Here is an 18,193-nt window from a genome sequence, read left to right on the forward strand (position 1 = left end):
CGACAAGTATTGGAAAGGGACTCATGTTTTTTATCCCTTACCCTTTTCCCTTTACCCAACCTCCACCTAACATTTTTGGGTTGCCAGACTACTACTAGCACAAGGCAAAAGTCAAAAGTCGCGTCTGCTTGAATTTTGGGCTTTATAGCAGACTTTGATGCTTTCCTCACAAGTTCCTCAAATTGCTTTGCTAGGGTTAAAGCTAGGGCAATGTCGGCAAAATGGAGTTAATCCGGCTGATGAACATTATTAGGGAAATTAATCATGAGTTAGCGATCGCAGGGCAAATTACACCAGATCAGCTACAACAAATAGCTGATGATGGTTATAAGTCTGTAGTGAATCTACGTATGGCTGACGAAACAGGTTTGCTGGCTACTGAACAAGAAAAAACTGAGCTTTTGGGATTGTATTATGTTAATTTCCCAACTAAATCTGAAGATATTAATCATCAATGTATGCTCCAGATATCTGAACTCATCACTGAACTACCTAAACCGACTTTGATACATTGTGATAATTCAATTCGTTCAGCTGCAATAGTATTTTTGTATATTGCTCTTAAACAGGGTATAGGCTTTGAAAAAGCCCTACAAAAAGTTATTAATATAGGCTTGATATAAGACTAGTAACGCTTCACTTAATTCGTAATTCCCATTGTGTAAGGGTTTTAGACATTTCAAATAGGTAGCTAATTTACGCCGAACTGTACTAGTAACGCCAGGTGGAAGTCAAAAGCTCAAAGTCAAAATAATTATATTTCAAGCTTACTAGCGATCGCTCCAATTTGGCTTTAGTACTTAATTGAAAATAGTGTTTTATACCTTGCCTTTCTCTACTTCCTCATCCCATAGATTTGAAGTTCTCACAGCCTTTCATCCCAGAGCTAGACGCAAAGATTTTTATAGTAATTTACGATCATTTGGGGAATATACCTCAGCAAACCGAAAACTGGAAAGAAAAATGAGGTTATCACCTAGCTAAATTTCTGGAATTCGTCATCATGTATGAACTAGTTCAAGCTCTCTCCAACGGTGATGAAAAAACTGCTCTGCATCAGTTGATTTATGCATTGAGTGTTTCAGGTAAGCATTACTTCCTAAGAAATGAGATTTTGCTTTTCTTTGCTGATTACTGTCATCAATCGCAAAAGCCAGCCTATTTTTACCACTCTTCTTCTGTTGGCAAACTAATACAATATACCCACGAAATCATTCTCGAAGAGGAAAGAACTTGGTTCGTGATTCGACCGAGGATTGCTAATCAAGAAGTTTGGCAACTGACAGCCGATAGCAGGTTCGAGCAGATGACGCCTCAAGCGCTGTTAGATGTGAGAGATCGTCTAGTCAACCGCTACCAACCCCATATCCTCGAAATCGACCTCCACCCCTTTTATGAGAGTTCTCCAAGAATTGATGATGCGAGAAATATTGGTCAAGGTTTAGCCTTCCTCAACCGTTACCTATGCAATCAATTGTTGACTGACTCTGAATATTGGGTAGAAATGTTATTTAAAGCATTACATAGGCTGCAATGCAATGGTATTCGTCTATTGTTGAGCGATCGCATTCCTTCCGGTATTCAGTTAGCCAAACAAATTAAGCTAGCCCTCAAATTCCTGAGCGAGCGATCGCCTGATGAACCTTATGAAAAATTCCGCTTTGATCTCCAAGAACTCGGCTTTGAGCCGGGTTGGGGTAATACTGCGGCGCGAGTCTCTGAAACTTTAGAACTCCTCGACCGACTCATTTACTCTCCCGAACCTGCCATTTTAGAAGCTTTTGTGGCCCGCGTCCCCGCCATCTTTCGCCTCGTCCTTGTTTCTGTCCACGGCTGGGTTGGACAGGAGGATGTTTTGGGAAGAGATGAAACACTCGGTCAAGTTATCTACGTCCTCGAACAAGCTCGCAGTCTAGAAAACGAACTGCGCGAACAAATCAAACTCGCTGGACTCGACCAGCTAGGTATTAAACCCCATGTAATTATTCTGACTCGATTAATTCCTAACTGTGAAGGCACATTTTGTAACCTGCCCTTAGAAAAAGTTCAAGATACCGAAAATGCTTGGATATTGCGCGTTCCTTTTGGTGAATTCAATCCAGAGATTACGAATAATTGGATTTCTAAATTTGAGATTTGGCCTTATTTAGAACAATTTGCGATCGATGCAGAAAGAGAATTACTAGCTCAATTCCAAGGCAAACCTAATTTAGTTGTTGGCAATTACAGCGATGGTAATTTAGTAGCCTTTCTGCTATCCCGCCGCATGAAAGTCACCCAGTGTAACATTGCCCATTCTTTGGAAAAACCTAAATATCTATTTAGCAATTTATATTGGCAAGATTTAGAAGATAAATATCATTTTTCGGCACAATTTACCGCCGATTTGATTAGCATGAATGCAGCTGACTTTATCATCACATCGTCCTATCAAGAAATTGTTGGCACGCCTGATACCATAGGTCAATATGAGTCATACAAGTGGTTTACGATGCCGCAGTTGTATCATGTAGTTGATGGCATTGATTTGTTTAGTCCTAAATTTAACTTTGTGCCGCCGGGAGTAAATGAAAATATTTTCTTTCCCTACAGCCAAAAAGAAAACCGAGATTCCAAACTTGGCACACAAATCCACGATTTACTCTTTACCCGCGAAGATCCACAAATTCTTGGTTATTTAGAACGCCCCAATCATCGACCAATTTTTGCCCTTGATACCATCAATTCAATCAAAAATTTCACTGGTCTAGCTGAATGTTTTGGTAAAAGTCAGGCGTTGCAAGAGCGTTGTAACCTGATTTTATTAACTACTAAACTGCATTTACATGAAGCTAGCAACCCAGAAGAAGCAGAAGAAATTCAAAAACTCCACGACATTATCGACCAATATCATCTCGATGGCAAGATTCGCTGGGTGGGGATGCGTGTTCCTAGCCGGGACATCGGCGAAGCCTACCGAGTAGTTGCCGATTCTCAAGGAATTTATGTCCATTTTGCCCGTTTTGAATCCTTCGGTCGGAGTATTTTGGAAGCGATGATTTCTGGCTTGCCAACTTTTGCTACCCAATTTGGCGGTTCTTTAGAAATTATCGAGAACAAAGAAAACCAATTTAATCTTAATCCTACAGACTTAGAAGGAACAGCAACGAAAATCTTAGATTTCCTGGAACAATGTGATACTCATGCTAAATACTGGTACGAAGTTTCAGAATGGATGAGTCAACGAATTCATCACAAATATAATTGGCATTTACATAGTAATCAATTACTACTGCTTGCGAAAATGTTTAGTTTTTGGAACTTTGTTGCTCCCGAAAATAACGAAGCTAGAGATCGCTACATGGAAACCTTATTCCATCTCATTTATAAACCCAGAGTCGAAAAGATTTTGGAAAAGCATCAGGGGGGATGAGGAATGAGGGAGTGGGGGCAGGGGGCAGGGGGCAGAGGGCAGGGGGCAGAGGGCAGGGGAGCAGGGGAGAGTTAGAACTGGATTCATCCACCTTGGAACTCCGTTGATCCACCTCGGAACTGGATTCATCCACCTCGGAACTCCGTTGATCCACCTCGAAACTGGATTCATCCACCTCGGAACTCCGTTGATCCACCTTGGAACTGGATTCATCCACCTCGGAACTCCGTTCATCTAGCTTAAAGACTCAAAATTCTTAATCGTCCAACTTATGCAAACAAAAGGTCGTTATCGCCATTTTATCTACACAGACTGGATATTAATCGAAACCCAGTTTGACCCTGAGCAATTGCACTCTAAAGAAACCGTCTTTACAATCGGCAATGGATACCTGGGAACCAGAGGCAGTTTTGAGGAAGGTTATCCTCATGCATTGCCAGCTACTTTTATCCACGGTGTCTACGATGATGTGCCTGTGGTGTACACTGAACTGGTAAATTGCCCTGACTGGCTACCCTTAATAGTGATTGTAAATGGCGATCGCTTCCGTCTCGATCGAGGTGAGATATTGAGCTACGAGCGCCAGCTTGATTTACGCCAAGGACTACTTTTGCGTGCCTTGCGTTGGCGCTCTCCCAGTGGGAACACCATAGACATTAGCTTTGAACGCTTTGCTAGTCTTGCAGATCCGCACGTGTTGGCTTTACGCTGCCATTTAACACCAATAGATTTTGAGGGGTTAATCGAAGTTCAAGCTAGCATCAATGGCTATCCCGAAAATCAAGGTTTCAATCACTGGGAAGAATTAGACCAGGGCAAGACTAATCAAGGAATCTGGTTGCAACGCCGCACGCGCAACTCTCGAATTGAACTCGGTATGGCAGCTAAGTTGACAATATTAGGCACTGAAGCATCTTTGCAAGTCAATACCGCACCCGGTTATCCTACTTTGAGTACAAACTTCTTGGCGAAAGCGCAGCAGACCGTAACGGTAGAAAAACTTGTGACTGTTTTTACCTCGCGGGAGATTGAAGCACCAGTTTCAGCAGCTCGAGAAAAACTCGCACAGCTGCCAGACTATGTAACATTACAAAAAGCCAATGAGCAGGCATGGAATGAGGTTTGGCAGCAAAGTGACATCCTGATTGAGGGGGATAGCACAGCTACTTTTGCTGTTCGCTACAATCTGTTTCAACTGCTGATTGCTGCCTCACGGGATGATGATAGAGTGAGCATTCCTGCTAAAACCCTTTCGGGGTTTGGCTATCGCGGTCATATTTTTTGGGATACAGAAATTTTTATGCAGCCCTTGTTTCTGTTTACTCAACCAGCGATCGCCCGCCACTTACTCAGTTACCGTTGGCACACCTTGCCAGGAGCTAGACGCAAGGCAGGCCATTACGGCTCTAGAGGGGCAATGTTTGCCTGGGAAAGTGCTGATACTGGAGATGAAGTAACACCACGTTGGGCTATTGGTAGTGATTTTTATGGTGAAGACGTGCGGATTTGGTGTCGCGATCGCGAAATTCATATCAACGCAGATATCCCCTACGCAGTCTGGAACTACTGGCAAGCCACTGGTGATGATGACTGGATGCAAAAGTGTGGTGCAGAGATTATCTTAGATGCGGCGCTCTTTTGGGGTAGTCGAGTCGAATTCAATTCTGAGCGCGAACAGTATGAAATTCGAGGAGTAATCGGAGCAGATGAATACCATGAATTAGTCCACAACAACGCCTTTACAAACCGGATGGCGCAATGGCATCTAGAGAAAGCGATCGCCATCTATGATTGGTTGGTTGACAAATTCCCCGAACGAGCCACCGAACTAGAACAGAAATTAAAGCTGACCCCAGAGGAGCGATCGCACTGGCAAGAGATCGTCGCCAAAATCTTGTTTTTCTATGACCCATCAACAGGACTAATCGAGCAATTCGAGGGATTTTTCCAATTGGAAGATATCAACTTAGCAGATTATGAACCACGCGATCGTTCCATGCAACCGATTTTAGGTATTGATAAAACCAACAAATCTCAAGTACTCAAACAGCCAGACGTATTAATGCTCTTATATTTAATGCGGGAATCAGCAGATTTTCCCTACAACGAAAAAGCATTGCAGACAAACTGGGACTACTACGCACCCCGCACCGATATTACTTATGGTTCGTCCCTTGGCCCAGCAGTTCAAGCCATTTTAGCTTCCGATTTGGGCAAATCGGCTGAAGCTTACGAACAATTTATGCAGGCGTTAATGGTGGATCTTGAAGATAACCGAGGTAATACCAACGACGGAATTCACGGCGCTAGTGCTGGTGGGATTTGGCAAGCTGTAATTTTTGGATTCGGCGGCATTCAATTAACTGAAAATGGCCCTGTAGCCAACCCCCACCTACCCCCTGGCTGGACGCGTCTAAAGTTTAGACTGCACTGGCGCGGGAAATGGCACGACTTCGATTTGCATGAGGAACTGGGGAGCAGGGGAGCGGGGGAGCGGGGGAGCAGGGGAGCAGGGGAGCAGGGTAGCAGGGGAGAAGTTGGAGGAAATTTTTCACCTCTGCCCCTTTGCTCCTCTGCCCCTCTGCCTCTTGTGCCCAATGCCCCATCTCCCACGCCCAACATCCAAGGATTCATTTTCGATTTAGATGGTGTGCTAACAGATACAGCAGAACTTCACTATCTCGCTTGGCAAAAGCTAGCTGATGAAGAGGGTATACCGTTTAATCGAGAAGCTAACGAAGCCCTGCGGGGTGTATCCCGTCGTGCTTCCCTGATGCTGATTGTTGGCGATAGAGCGTATTCGGAAGCACAAATTGAGGAGATGATGGAGCGTAAAAATCGCTACTATGTGGAATTAATCCAAAACATGACATCCCAGGATTTATTGCCAGGTGCGATCGCCTTGTTGGATGAACTGCGGCAAGCTGGGATTAAGATCGGTATTGGTTCAGCGAGCAAAAATGCCCAGACAGTAATCGAGCGATTGGGCATTGCCGACAAAGTAGATGCGATCGCTGATGGTTACAGCGTCCAAGAACCCAAGCCAGCACCCGACCTATTTCTGTACGCAGCCAAGCAACTAGGAATCGAACCAGCGCAATCTGTGGTTGTAGAAGATGCCGCAGCAGGTGTTGAAGCCGCTCTAGCTGCCGGGATGTGGGCAATAGGACTCGGCCCTGTTGAGCGAGTTGGAGCCGCTCATATTGTTTTACCCAGCCTAGAAGGTATTAAATGGGCTGACCTTCGAGAGCAATTGAGTAACATTTCTAGACAAAAACAGTGAACAAATGAGAACCGCTTGATTACTTACAGCAGATTTGAAGGAAGGTGAAGTATACAACGATTCGTCTTCAAGCCAGGTATAAAGTATGTTTTACTCCTGAATTCTGCTGTATTAAGTCCTAATCAGCCCAAAGAACTAAAACTACCTAAAACTACGCTGTAATTGCTGATAACTGTTAAGCTCCAAAAGCTAAGATCGTCTAAGTAGGGAATCTAAAACAAAACCCCACTTTAGAAATTAGGAGCAAGAGCGTGAATTTGGACGATTTAGCTTTGCAGATAGAGAACATGCGTAAGCGCGTCGCCCTCTTGCAACGCCAGAGCGAACAGCAAAAAGCACAAGCAGATATTGAACTAGTTACCGCAGTATTTAAAGAAGTTTACCTAGCTTTGGAAGAACTGCAACTAGTAAATGAAGATTTAAAGCAGCAGAATGAAGAATTATCCAAAACTCAACAGGCTTTGGTAGCAGAAAGTCAACGCTACCAAGAATTATTTGAGGAAGTACCAGACGCTTATTTTGTGACTGATACAAAAGGAATAATTCAGGAAGCTAACTCAGCCGCCACCGCTCTACTTAACATTTCTAAAAGTTCGTTGTTGGGCAAATCCATAGGGATTTTTGTAGTTGAGAAAGAAATAATTGCTTTTCATTTGAAACTAAATCATCTGCGCGATCGCGCCCAATTCCCAGACTGGAAAATGCAAGAATGGGAAGTAACCCTGCGACCGCGTGACAAAACACCTATTATGGCTGCGGTTAAGGTGGTTGCTATCCGTAATCAATCTGGTGAGTTAGTTAGTCTGCGCTGGTTATTGCGCGACATTAGCGAAAGCAAGCGAACCCAAGCCAAGCTGCAATGGGCAGAAGAGGCGATGCGACAAGCGCTTGTCAAAGAAAGGGAGTTTAGCGAACTTAAATCCCGCTTGCTCACCATCACTTCCCATGAGTTTCGCACCCCTTTGGCTACTATCCACTCTTCTGCGGAACTACTAGAACATTATCGCCACCTTTGGAGCGAACAGCGACAACAGACCCACCTGCGTCGCATTCAAAAATCAGTTATGCATATAACCCACTTATTAAATGATGTATTGGTGGTGAGTCAGGATGAAACAGGCAAGTTAGAGTTTAATCCAACACCGATAAATTTAGTGGAATTTTGCCGAGATTTATTAGAAGAATTACAACAGAGCGATCGCTCCCAACATACGATCGTTTTTAGCAGTGAGTGCCAATGCACAGAAGCTAACTTAGACGCGAAACTACTGCGCCAAATCTTGAGTAATTTATTCTCGAATTGTCTAAAATACTCTCCCATTGGTAGTACAGTTAGGTTTTCTGTAACCACTGCCAACGAGCAAGCTATATTTCAGGCTCAAGACTCTGGTATTGGCATTCCCACTGCTGACATTGAACACATCTTTGAACCCTTCCATCGCGCTAGTAATACAGCCAATATCCCAGGAATGGGATTAGGGATGTCCATTGTCAAGCAGGCTGTAGATTTACACGGCGGCGAGATTACAGTTGAAAGTGCGATCGATGCGGGAACTACCTTTACAGTCATTCTGCCATTTTCAAGAAATTTCCATGTATAGCTAATTAATAGACTTTTTGCAAAAGTCGGGGTAAAGGTGAAGGGGAAAAGGGTAAAGAAACTCAAAATCCTTTCCCTTTACCCTAAGAGTGCAAAAATATATTTTTGCAAAAAGTCTAATCACTTTTATTTATCGAATTTAAAAACAAAAGTAATTGCTTGTATGCTAGAAGGTCTTTAAAGTGGAGTAAGCCGGTCAACAATAGGTTGATTGTAAAGTTTTTCTTCGCAGTAGCTTAGGGAAACAAACTCAAAGACTTTGTATCTTTAAATATGAGCTTAAAATATTACGCCTGTGGTAATCTCTAACAAATCAGAATACGCACTTCTAGCCCTGTTAGAGTTAGCAACCTGCTACCCTAAGGGTGAAGCCCTACAAATTCGAGAGATAGCGGCATTGCAAGACATCCCGAACCGCTATTTGGAACAACTCCTGGCAACGTTAAGACGTGGAGGTTTAATTAAGAGTATACGCGGAGCCAAAGGTGGCTATGTTCTGGCACGAGATCCCGGAAAGATTACAGTGTTGGATGCTTTTAGTTGTATGGAAGGGTCAGATATTGTTGTATCTCCCTGTGAACCGACTCCCAACACGGTAGAAGGTGAGCTAATTCAGGAAGTTTGGCAAGAAGCACGTCAGGCTGCTAACTCTGTTTTGGAAAAATATACACTCCAAGACCTTTGTGACCGAAGATCGAGCCGACAACAGAAGGAACTAATGTATTACATTTAGGAAGTATAATTACTAATTCGTAATTCGGAATACTCGCCTTCATGCCAGAAGCAAGCTACGTAATTCGTAATTAAAAAGGGAAGATGAAAGTAAGAACGAGCAATCTGTGACGCTGTTATATGCCTGAAGTCAATTTTCAACAGCCGATAAATAGTGCTGCTACTCTTGTGGAGAGTTATGCAGCAGGAAAACGGAACTTTAGTAAAGCAGAACTGGGTAATGCTGATTTGCAAGGCATTAACTTGAAAGGATCTGACCTGAGTTATGCTGACTTGAGTGAAGCTAACCTTAGTAGCGCTAATTTGAGGGGAACTGATTTGAGCTTTGCCGATCTTAGTCAAGCTAATCTGAAGGATGCCGATCTTAGGGGAGCATTATTGATGTCAGCAAATCTCCGCCAAGCCGCTCTTAAAGGAGCGAACCTGGAAAAAGCAGATTGCGATCGCAACACCCATTTTCCCCAAGATTTCGACCCGGTGAAAGCGGGTATGCAGATTAAATTTGAAGATTGATTAATTTAAGTTAAGCGATCGCACTTGCCTCAAGATAGAAGATATTTCTCTCACAAGAGTTGTATTTTGGTAAAAAAGCCTATCTATGAGGTTGACAATGGAGGCGAAAAGTGAAATCCTCAACCGACGCGCACCACTAATCACTGCTGGAATTTTTCTTGGTGTGGGTCTTGGAGGGTTTATTGATGGAATATTACTACATCAAATCCTCCAGTGGCATCATATGCTGAGTAACATTAGACCTCTGACAAACAGGGCGAATATAGATTTGAACATGGTGTGGGATGGATTATTTCATACCTTAGATTGGGTATTCACCGCAGCTGGACTTGTGTTACTATGGCGTGCTGGAAGACGTGATGATGTTCCTTGGTCATCACAGACCTTTATTGGATCGATACTGATTGGTAGTGGATTGTTTGACTTGATTGAAGGTTTAATTGACCACCAAATTCTCGGTGTCCATCATGTTAAACCAGGCCCAAATGAGTTAGCTTGGGATCTAGGATTTCTGGCATTCGGTGCGCTACTTGTTCTTATCGGCTGGCTAATGATAAAAAAAGAGTCAAGAGTCATTAGTCATTAGTCATTAGTCATTGGTCATTGGTCATTGGGCGTTGGGAGTGCTGTTAGCGATAGCTCGGCATTGAGCCAGTGCTGAGTTAGGAGTTAAGAGTTAAAAGTACAGACGCGATTAATCGCGTCTGTACAAGAGTTAGGAGTTTTGTTTATCTCCTTGTCCCCTTGTCCCCTAACTCCCTCACTCCCTCACCTCCCGGTTGGTGAGCGCAGTCGAACCACATCTCCCTGCTCCCCTGCTCCCCCGCTCCCCTGCTCCCCTGCTCCCCACTCTCCTCTATGACAGATACTTTTGAAAAAACTAGCTGGAGTTGGCATTTGTCTCAATTCCAACAACAAGCGGGTGAATGGTGGGAATACCAGTTTTACCGCTTTGAACGGGCTTTACCAGAATTGCCTACTGGATGGTCAATTAGTCCTTGGCTTGGTGAATTGCTGAAATTCTTGTTTTGGCTGGTACTGGGATTATTTGTAGCGTGGGTGGGTTGGCGATTATGGCGAGAATTCAGTCCTTATATATATTCTTGGCTAAATAGAAGTGGCAATCTCACTGATTTTCGTGTCAAAACTCGCTCCAATGAGTCATCCATAGCCCTTTTGTTGGAGCGATCGCAAGAATTTTACCGTCAAGGTAACTACCGTGAGGCTTGCCGTTGTGTTTATTTAGCGATGTTGCAGCAGTTGGATAAAAATGCGATCGCACCCCACAAACTCAGCCGTACTGATGGAGAATATTTGCAATTGCTGCGATCGTCTGTGACTCCCATACAGCCTTATGAAACTTTAATTACTACTCACGAGCAATTATGTTTTAATAATGCTGAGATTTTGCCAGACAATTATGAGCAATGTCGGCAAGCTTATCGAGAAATTTCCCCGGAATGAAAAAGAGACGTTGCATTGCAACGTCTTTACACAAAACAAACAATATTTTATATGAAGAATTCAGAACTCAGAAGCAAAGCCGGAGACTCGGAAAGCTCCGGTCAGAATTCAGTATGAATTCTGTACGAGTGGGTGACGAATATTGGTTAAAAGCGAGTGGAATAGTGGGCGAAAAAAATTAAAATATTCTCGCCTTAAAATTCTATCTCTTTATGGGTAGAGTATTCACCAATTCTGAATTCTGTCTTCTGACTCCTGTTTTATTTGGCGAGAATTGCGATCGCCTTGTCCACAGCTTGCAAAGCAGTATTGACTTCCGCCTCTGTAACAATTAACGGTGGCACAAACCGGACTACTTTTGGCCCGGCTGGTACCAGCAATACACCCTCCTTGATAGCAGCATTAACGACATCGGCTGCGGTTATCTCGATGTTGGCTCGTAACTCCAAACCGTTGATTAACCCCCAACCCCGAACTTCGCCAATGTGCTGAGGATATTTCGCGGCGATCGCCTTCAATCCAGATCGCAACTGTTCGCCCCTGTCTTGCACATTCTGCAAAATATTTTCCCGTTCCAATGTCTGGCAAACACTGAGTGCTACACCACACACAAAAGGATTTCCGCCAAAGGTGCTAGCGTGTTCCCCTGGTTGAAAAACATCGCAAAATTTCTTGCTCATCATTGCACCGATGGGGACACCTCCACCTAAGCCTTTGGCACTGGTGAAAATATCCGGTTCAACGCCGAGATGTTCGTAAGCCCATAATTTGCCACTACGCCCCATACCAACTTGCACTTCGTCGAAAATCAACAAAACGCCAGTTTCATCGCAAATTTGCCGGAGCTTTTTGAAATAGGCAACGTCTCCTGGACGTACACCGCCTTCTCCTTGCAATGGCTCGATCAGAATTGCTGCTACCCGATAATCGCCTTCATCCAACTCGCTAATCGCTACTTCCACAGCGTTAATATCGTTGTAATTTACATAGTGGAACCCAGGAACCAAAGGATCAAAATACTTTTGATACTTCGGTTGGGCAGTGGCGGTAATGGTTGCCAAAGTCCGCCCGTGGAAACTGGCATTGGCGGTTAAAATAATCGGTTTTTCAATGTCTAATACTGTGTGGGCGTATTTCCGCGCCAGTTTAATTGCGGCTTCGTTAGCTTCAGCACCAGAGTTGCAGAAAAATACGCGATCGGCACAGGAACGATCGACAAGCCATTTTGCCAATTCACCTTGCTCAGGAATGTAATACAAATTAGAGACATGGTGCAGCTTTTGGATTTGGCGTGTTACCGCTTCTACCATCGCTGGGTGGGCATGTCCTAAAGTACAAGTAGCAATTCCCGCTACAAAGTCCAGATATTCCTGCCCCTGCGTATCCCAAACCCGGCATCCAGCACCCCGTTCTAGGGCTAAGGGAAACCGAGCGTAGGTAGACATGACAGCTTCATTAAAGCTATCTGTATCAAAGGGACTAGATGCTACAGACCCTGATGGGGGGATGGTGGCTTGGTCAACGAGAGTTTGTAGGCTCACTACCGCTCCTCCTGAAAGTTTTTCATTATATAGTTATTTACTAGTTTCCTAGAAATCCCTAAAAAATACTTTTTATTTAGCACAACTCGTACTTCTTCTTAAGCTAACGCTTATGTAACCTCAAAGGCCTGGTGGTGATGAAAAAAACTTTGTACTCAACACTTGAGCAAGTTAAAGCCACAGCTCCCCGACTTCTTTACAAAGTCGGGGAGCTTCTCTATCGCGATTGACTGAGTAGCCCAACAACCATTTCAAGGTGCATCTTAGCTTTGTGCAAATTCAGCAGGTTCTCTTGGTCAAACCTATCGGGGTAAGCCATTCTCCTACCTTCCAAGGTTATTTTGATGAGTGCTGCTTGCTCATCTGTGGGTGAATTCATTTCATCTATCACCCCTTCAAAAAATTGAATGGCGCTAAGTCCAGGAGATTTTAATCCCCTTCCTTCTCTTAGCTGCCCAAGTGCTAGCTGAGGGAATACCATCAGAGAATTGATGTAGCTGACTTTATATGCTGCACTCCCTGTAGGCTTAACACCGTATCGACGGCATAAGTCACGTAATTCTGGGATGGTTTTGATTTCTAACTCGGAACGCGTGAACATAAAATAGAGTTACCTCTTGTAAAAGTGGTATCGGTAGGTAACAACTTTTCCAGGGATGATACCTACCGATTTAACCTTTATTTCCTTGTATACATCAAATCAAGCCTTATTTATATCTCTCAACAATGCCTAACCCCAAGGGTAACCCTCAAAATTTTGAATCCTCTCAACCAAGTAGAGAGTTAACCGATAATCTCAGTTTCCGGGTTACTAAGGAAATGAAGGAAGAGGTGAAAGCACAAGAAGACCCTCCAGAATTCTGTAGACGTGCTATCCAAGAAGCACTAGATAAGAAAAAAGGTAAGTAGTTCTGAGTTATTGGACTATTAGTATAGATAATTTTAAAGTTGGTAGAAAACTAGAAAAAGTAGGCTAAAAGTACTATTTTTACGTCATTCTCAACACTTGAGCAAAAATATCAACGTATCCAAAAAGAGTTGATGGCGGGGGCGATCGCTCTTGGTGGTGTTTTCTTGATTGGCACTTTGTGGTACTGGTTAGTGGAGGGCTGGTCATGGGAAGATGCAGCTTACATGACAGTTATCACCTTAGCCACTGTGGGATACGGAGAGACGCACCCACTCGGTAGTCGAGGACGATTATTTACAATTGCCCTGATTTTGTTGGGTGTAGTCAATATCGGTTACATTGTCAACAGATTTACAGAAGCAATTATTCAAGGGTACTTTCAAGAAGGAATTCGGTTACAGCAACAGAGGCGGTTAATGGAATCCTTAACAGAACACTACATCATTTGTGGATTTAGTCGGACTGGTCGGCAAATTGCCAAGGAATTTCGGACAGAAGGTGTAGCTTTTGTAGTAATTGATTCGGAGACGGAATCAATCCAAAGGGCGCAAGCTGAAGGTTATACAGCATACCAAGGTGACGCTACCCTAGATGACACACTCCTAAAAGTTGGTATTGAACGGGCGATGTGTATTGTTGCAGCCCTTCCCTCTGATGCTGAAAATTTATACATTGTGTTATCAGCAAAAACGCTGAATTCAGGAATTCGGGTGATCGCACGGGCAAGTACAGAAGAAGCTTTGCAGAAGTTACGACGCGGTGGTGCAGATGAAGTGATATCCCCCTATATTACTGGTGGGAAGCGCATGGCTGCTGCGGCTCTCAGACCCCAGGTATTGGACTTTGTAGATGGGATTTTGACTGGTGCAGACCGCCAGTTGTATATGGAAGAATTTTTACTCGACCCCGCTTTCTGTCCCGTTGTGGGTCAAAGTTTGCAAAAGGCGAGATTGCGATCGCAATCTGGGGCATTGGTTCTCGCAATTCACCGCATTGATGGAACTTTAATCGGTGGTCCCACTGGCGATACGATTTTAATGCCGGGGGATCGTCTAATTGGTATGGGTACAGCAGAGCAGTTGCGCAACCTAAATCAGATTCTCGGCCCAATGAATTCTAAGAAACTGCGACGACCGAAAAATATTTGATTTTATTTAATTACTTTTTTATTAATTTAGGTATTGTTTGTATAAGTAATACCATTTTGTATTTTAGATTTTAGATTTTGGATTGTGAAACATCCATTGGATAAATGTTTCAGTTTTCCATCTGTCGCAAACATTTTTAAAATTGGTATAAGTTGGCACAATAAAACCAAACATGTAAAGAAAGATAAACTAGACTAAAACCCTTTTTCCTCCTGTCTGATGCCAACGACAAATTTTTCCGCCGACCTACTTAGTCTAATTACGTAAACAGATTTAGACTTTCCCAAATCGCCGCTCCCGTTGCTGGTAGGCACACAAGGCACGATGAAATTCGGCACGGTCAAAATCAGGCCAGAGAGCATCTGTAATATAAATTTCTCCATAAGCCATTTGCCAGAGAAGAAAATTTGAGAGGCGGATTTCTCCACTTGTGCGGATTAACAAATCTGGGTCAGTAATTCCGGCTGTGTATAAGTGGTTCTCAAACACCTGTTCATTAATTTCATCGGGTTGTAGCATACCTTGCTGGACAAGTTTAGCGATCGCCTGACAAGCTTGTAAAATTTCTTGCCGTCCGCCATAATTAGTTGCCACCGAAAACCGGATACCACGATTGTTTTTGGTTTCTTCCATTGAACGGGAAATTTCTTGTTGGAGCGATCGTGGCAGGTCTTGCAAATTCCCTACAAACTTAATTTGAACATTTTCTTCAACCATTTCCCGCAGTTCTTGACGCAAAACTCTTTGAAACAGAGTCATCAAAAAATCTACTTCTTCCTGCGGTCTTTTCCAGTTCTCTGTTGAAAAAGCATAAGCTGTCAACGCTTGAATTCCCCAATCCTGACAACAGCGAAGTAAATCCTTGAGAGCATCTACTCCTCGCTTATGACCCATAATTCGGGGTAGACCCTGACGTTTAGCCCATCGACCATTACCATCCATAATCACCGCAACGTGCTGCGGCAATAATTCTCGTTTTAAATCAGTAGGTAAATCTTGCAGTTTAGTTTGTTGTAGTGTCATTTTTTATCTCGAGAAGCAGTCGATGGTAATCTGAGTAAACGTGAAACTAGTGCTAGTGTCTTCCCACCTATCCGACGAACAAAACTCAACAGACCAGGAGCAACTGCTTCCCTATCCACGGTTGGGGACAAAACAGCCTCTAATGACTCTTTCAGTTTCCTAATCGTCAGCGGTCTATTTAGGGTTCCCCGTTCCGCTAAGGAAATAGAACCCGTTTCTTCAGAGACAACAACACAAATGCAATTTTCGACCCGCTCAGTAATTCCCATTGCTGCTCGGTGGCGTGTTCCCAGCTGGCGCGAGGCTGTGCGTCCCGAAAGTGGTAAAATTATACCTGATGACACGATCCGTGAGCCACGAATCAATGTCGCTCCATCGTGTAACAAAGTTTTCGGCTGAAAAATTGTCTGGATTAGTTCTTTAGAAACTTCCGCATTTAGCTTTACTCCTGGCACAGAAAAATCTCGCTCATCAATTGGCCCTGTGGTTTCCACAATTAGTAAAGCTCCAATGCGGTTTTTTGACAATTCTTTAACAGCCTCAACAATTTCATCAATTACGCTATCAGATTTGGGGATTGCCAGACGGTCAGGTTGAAACAGCTGGCGGAATTCGCCACGCCCCAATTGCTCCAAAAACCGCCGAAACTCTGACTGTAGAGCAACTGCCATCGCCACAGCACAACCAATCACCAACTTTTCTAGTACAAAACTTAGCAGAGGTAGTCCGAATCTGCCACTGAGTGCTGAGGCTAGCATTAAGATAATGAATCCCCGCACCATCCATAGTGTCCGGCGCTCACTAATAATAACTAGTATCATGTACGTCAGCGCCAGCACTAACACAATATCCAGAGTCCCAAGTAGCAAGGACTGTGACCACCCCAGGTTTGTCAGCCATTGCTTCCACCAATCTCTCATGACATCTGGATTAAACTTTTGCCTCTAATTTACAGTTGGTCATTTGTCATTTGTCCTCTCTTACAAAGTTCTGCTCGCCGGAAGCCGGCGCTCAGACTTTGCGCTTTGTCATTTGTCCTTTGTCATTTGCAAATGACCAATGACTAATGACTAATGACCAAGGACAAATGACTATTTCTTTAGTCTTTCTGGTAGGCGATCTTGTCGAATTAAATCTTCATAAGTTTCACGTTGCAAAATTAAATTTGCTTCGCCATTTGCCACTACGACTGCTGCCGGTCGAGGCAAGCGGTTGTAGTTAGATGCCATACTGTAATTGTACGCACCAGTTCCCATAACTACGAGAATATCCCCTGGTTCAGTCTTTGGAAGTAGAGCATTTTTAATCAGAATATCTCCTGATTCACAATGTTTACCAGCAATTGTGACTGTTTGGGTTAAAGGTGAAGACATTTTATTGGCAACTACAGCCCGATAAACTGATTGGTAAGTAATCGGTCGGGGATTATCAGACATTCCCCCATCGATCGCTACATAGGTACGAATTTCTGGGATAACTTTGGATGAACCAATAGTATAAGCAGTGACGCAAGCTGTGGCAATTAGCGATCGCCCCGGCTCGCTAAGTAATTTCGGCAAAGGCAGATTTTCGGCTGCACAAGCTGCTTGAATTACTTCACAAATCGCCTTCACCCACTCTTCAATGCTGGGGGGATCGTCTGATTCTATATATTTAATCCCTAAACCGCCACCAACATTTAACTCTGTAATATTTAAACCATACTTCCCGGCATCTCGGAGCCACTGAACCATAACGGCGGCCAAATCTTGATGCGGTTGGCGCTCAAAAATTTGGGAACCAATATGAGCGTGTACTCCTACGCAATTAAGCGCAGGTTGTTGACTGACAAAGGTAAAAACTTCATCTAAATCGTTGGGATCGAAGCCGAATTTGCTATCTAAGTGTCCCGTGCGAATATATTCGTGAGTGTGGCACTCAATACCGGGAGTTAACCGTAGCATAATGCGGATTGCTCGATCGGGTTGGGCGATTTCCACAAGGGTATGCAACTCATACCAGTTATCCGCCACAACGGTAACACCAGACTCGATCGCTAAAATTAATTCTTCACGAGATTTATTATTTCCATGAAGATAAATTTTCTGGGGACTAACACCAGCTTGTAAGGCGGTGTAAAGTTCGCCTCCAGAAACTACATCGATTCCCAGACCCTCAGAAGCGGCGATCGCACAAACTGCTAAACAATTCCAAGCTTTTGAAGCATACAATACTTGAGATTCGCCCTTATAGTATTGCTTGAAAGCATCTCGGTATTGCTGACAAGCCGAACGTAGGGTTTCTTCATCTAAAATATATAAAGGTGAACCAAACTGCTCAACTAGGGTTGTGACATCACACCCACCAATTTCTAAGAGGTCATGATGATGAACTCTGGCAGTCAAGGGTAAAAGTTGTTGATTAGGCGATGGATTTGTGTTGGTGTCCCAACTTTGAGGTAAATATTGACTTCCAGAATGTTGAACCCCAGTGGGGTGAGTCGATACCATAACTATAAAAGTTTTCCTTGTTCAAATTACGGGCTTTGAGTTTGTTTCCCGATTCCCAGTGTACAAAGGGTTTGTAAC

The 18,193-nt window shown here is 43.6% G+C and carries 15 protein-coding genes; 10 read left to right on the forward strand and 5 right to left on the reverse strand.

All coding sequences use genetic code 11. The annotated features are described in order from the left end of the window. Nucleotides 1-239: 239 nt before the first annotated feature. The 8 genes from ACR5KR_RS11985 to ACR5KR_RS12020 all read left to right on the forward strand — a co-directional run bounded on the left by ACR5KR_RS11985 (nucleotide 240) and on the right by ACR5KR_RS12020 (nucleotide 11,004). The gene (locus tag ACR5KR_RS11985; protein WP_445626339.1) at nucleotides 240-623 is read left to right on the forward strand and encodes a beta-lactamase hydrolase domain-containing protein; all 384 of its coding nucleotides are present in this window, start codon (nucleotides 240-242) and stop codon (nucleotides 621-623) included. A 380-nt stretch (nucleotides 624-1,003) separates the two neighbouring features. Next, complete coding sequence (locus ACR5KR_RS11990; RefSeq protein WP_448266687.1) at nucleotides 1,004-3,412, forward strand: sucrose synthase; 2,409 nt, start codon at nucleotides 1,004-1,006, stop codon at nucleotides 3,410-3,412. A gap of 271 nt (nucleotides 3,413-3,683) precedes the next feature. Further along, the gene (pgmB, locus tag ACR5KR_RS11995; RefSeq protein ID WP_448266688.1) at nucleotides 3,684-6,695 is read left to right on the forward strand and encodes a beta-phosphoglucomutase; all 3,012 of its coding nucleotides are present in this window, start codon (nucleotides 3,684-3,686) and stop codon (nucleotides 6,693-6,695) included. 251 nt (nucleotides 6,696-6,946) lie between these two features. Further along, nucleotides 6,947-8,296, forward strand: a complete 1,350-nt coding sequence (locus ACR5KR_RS12000) for a PAS domain-containing sensor histidine kinase (RefSeq protein WP_448266689.1) — start codon at nucleotides 6,947-6,949, stop codon at nucleotides 8,294-8,296. Between the two features lie 294 nt (nucleotides 8,297-8,590). After that, complete coding sequence (locus tag ACR5KR_RS12005; RefSeq protein ID WP_445626335.1) at nucleotides 8,591-9,028, forward strand: RrF2 family transcriptional regulator; 438 nt, start codon at nucleotides 8,591-8,593, stop codon at nucleotides 9,026-9,028. Between the two features lie 119 nt (nucleotides 9,029-9,147). Beyond that, on the forward strand, nucleotides 9,148-9,540 hold the full coding sequence (locus ACR5KR_RS12010; RefSeq protein WP_289795697.1) for a pentapeptide repeat-containing protein: 393 nt from the start codon (nucleotides 9,148-9,150) through the stop codon (nucleotides 9,538-9,540). A gap of 97 nt (nucleotides 9,541-9,637) precedes the next feature. Continuing rightward, a complete protein-coding gene (locus ACR5KR_RS12015; RefSeq protein WP_448266690.1) occupies nucleotides 9,638-10,126 on the forward strand; it encodes a DUF2243 domain-containing protein in 489 nt (162 codons plus the stop codon). 272 nt (nucleotides 10,127-10,398) lie between these two features. Next, complete coding sequence (locus ACR5KR_RS12020; RefSeq protein ID WP_448266691.1) at nucleotides 10,399-11,004, forward strand: DUF4129 domain-containing protein; 606 nt, start codon at nucleotides 10,399-10,401, stop codon at nucleotides 11,002-11,004. Nucleotides 11,005-11,264: 260 nt separating this feature from the next. Here ACR5KR_RS12020 and ACR5KR_RS12025 read toward each other — a convergent pair whose 3' ends face one another. Together ACR5KR_RS12025 and ACR5KR_RS12030 are read right to left on the reverse strand one after the other, a co-directional pair. Continuing rightward, complete coding sequence (locus tag ACR5KR_RS12025) at nucleotides 11,265-12,545, reverse strand: acetylornithine/succinylornithine family transaminase (RefSeq protein WP_448266692.1); 1,281 nt, start codon at nucleotides 12,543-12,545, stop codon at nucleotides 11,265-11,267. Nucleotides 12,546-12,762: 217 nt separating this feature from the next. Further along, complete coding sequence (locus ACR5KR_RS12030; protein ID WP_448266693.1) at nucleotides 12,763-13,146, reverse strand: hypothetical protein; 384 nt, start codon at nucleotides 13,144-13,146, stop codon at nucleotides 12,763-12,765. A 125-nt stretch (nucleotides 13,147-13,271) separates the two neighbouring features. Here ACR5KR_RS12030 and ACR5KR_RS12035 point away from each other — a divergent pair, with 125 nt between their 5' ends. Further along, complete coding sequence (locus tag ACR5KR_RS12035) at nucleotides 13,272-13,454, forward strand: hypothetical protein (protein WP_229458098.1); 183 nt, start codon at nucleotides 13,272-13,274, stop codon at nucleotides 13,452-13,454. 132 nt (nucleotides 13,455-13,586) lie between these two features. Beyond that, nucleotides 13,587-14,603, forward strand: a complete 1,017-nt coding sequence (locus ACR5KR_RS12040; protein ID WP_445626330.1) for a potassium channel family protein — start codon at nucleotides 13,587-13,589, stop codon at nucleotides 14,601-14,603. Nucleotides 14,604-14,876: 273 nt separating this feature from the next. On the opposite strand, the gene ACR5KR_RS12045 is transcribed toward ACR5KR_RS12040, so the two are convergent. The 3 genes from ACR5KR_RS12045 to lysA all read right to left on the reverse strand — a co-directional run bounded on the left by ACR5KR_RS12045 (nucleotide 14,877) and on the right by lysA (nucleotide 18,115). Then, nucleotides 14,877-15,626 (reverse strand): isoprenyl transferase, encoded by a 750-nt coding sequence (locus ACR5KR_RS12045; protein ID WP_448266694.1) that lies wholly within the window; start codon nucleotides 15,624-15,626, stop codon nucleotides 14,877-14,879. Beyond that, nucleotides 15,623-16,546 (reverse strand): diadenylate cyclase CdaA, encoded by a 924-nt coding sequence (cdaA, locus tag ACR5KR_RS12050; RefSeq protein ID WP_322695362.1) that lies wholly within the window; start codon nucleotides 16,544-16,546, stop codon nucleotides 15,623-15,625. The genes ACR5KR_RS12045 and cdaA overlap by 4 nt, the downstream gene beginning before the upstream one ends. 171 nt (nucleotides 16,547-16,717) lie before the next feature. Beyond that, on the reverse strand, nucleotides 16,718-18,115 hold the full coding sequence (gene lysA, locus ACR5KR_RS12055; RefSeq protein ID WP_448266695.1) for a diaminopimelate decarboxylase: 1,398 nt from the start codon (nucleotides 18,113-18,115) through the stop codon (nucleotides 16,718-16,720). Nucleotides 18,116-18,193: the final 78 nt, after the last annotated feature.

Source organism: Nostoc sp. DSM 114159 (assembly GCF_053470285.1).

Bases quoted from the DNA above. Each gene is read 5' to 3' on its own strand.
- ACR5KR_RS12045 (WP_448266694.1), bottom strand. From the start codon at position 15,626: ATGACACTACAACAAACTAAACTGCAAGATTTACCTACTGATTTAAAA.
- ACR5KR_RS12015 (WP_448266690.1), top strand. From the start codon at position 9,638: ATGGAGGCGAAAAGTGAAATCCTCAACCGACGCGCACCACTAATCACT.
- pgmB (WP_448266688.1), top strand. From the start codon at position 3,684: ATGCAAACAAAAGGTCGTTATCGCCATTTTATCTACACAGACTGGATA.
- lysA (WP_448266695.1), bottom strand. From the start codon at position 18,115: ATGGTATCGACTCACCCCACTGGGGTTCAACATTCTGGAAGTCAATAT.
- ACR5KR_RS12010 (WP_289795697.1), top strand. From the start codon at position 9,148: ATGCCTGAAGTCAATTTTCAACAGCCGATAAATAGTGCTGCTACTCTT.
- ACR5KR_RS12020 (WP_448266691.1), top strand. From the start codon at position 10,399: ATGACAGATACTTTTGAAAAAACTAGCTGGAGTTGGCATTTGTCTCAA.
- cdaA (WP_322695362.1), bottom strand. From the start codon at position 16,546: ATGAGAGATTGGTGGAAGCAATGGCTGACAAACCTGGGGTGGTCACAG.
- ACR5KR_RS11985 (WP_445626339.1), top strand. From the start codon at position 240: ATGAACATTATTAGGGAAATTAATCATGAGTTAGCGATCGCAGGGCAA.
- ACR5KR_RS12030 (WP_448266693.1), bottom strand. From the start codon at position 13,146: ATGTTCACGCGTTCCGAGTTAGAAATCAAAACCATCCCAGAATTACGT.
- ACR5KR_RS12040 (WP_445626330.1), top strand. From the start codon at position 13,587: ATGGCGGGGGCGATCGCTCTTGGTGGTGTTTTCTTGATTGGCACTTTG.
- ACR5KR_RS11990 (WP_448266687.1), top strand. From the start codon at position 1,004: ATGTATGAACTAGTTCAAGCTCTCTCCAACGGTGATGAAAAAACTGCT.
- ACR5KR_RS12035 (WP_229458098.1), top strand. From the start codon at position 13,272: ATGCCTAACCCCAAGGGTAACCCTCAAAATTTTGAATCCTCTCAACCA.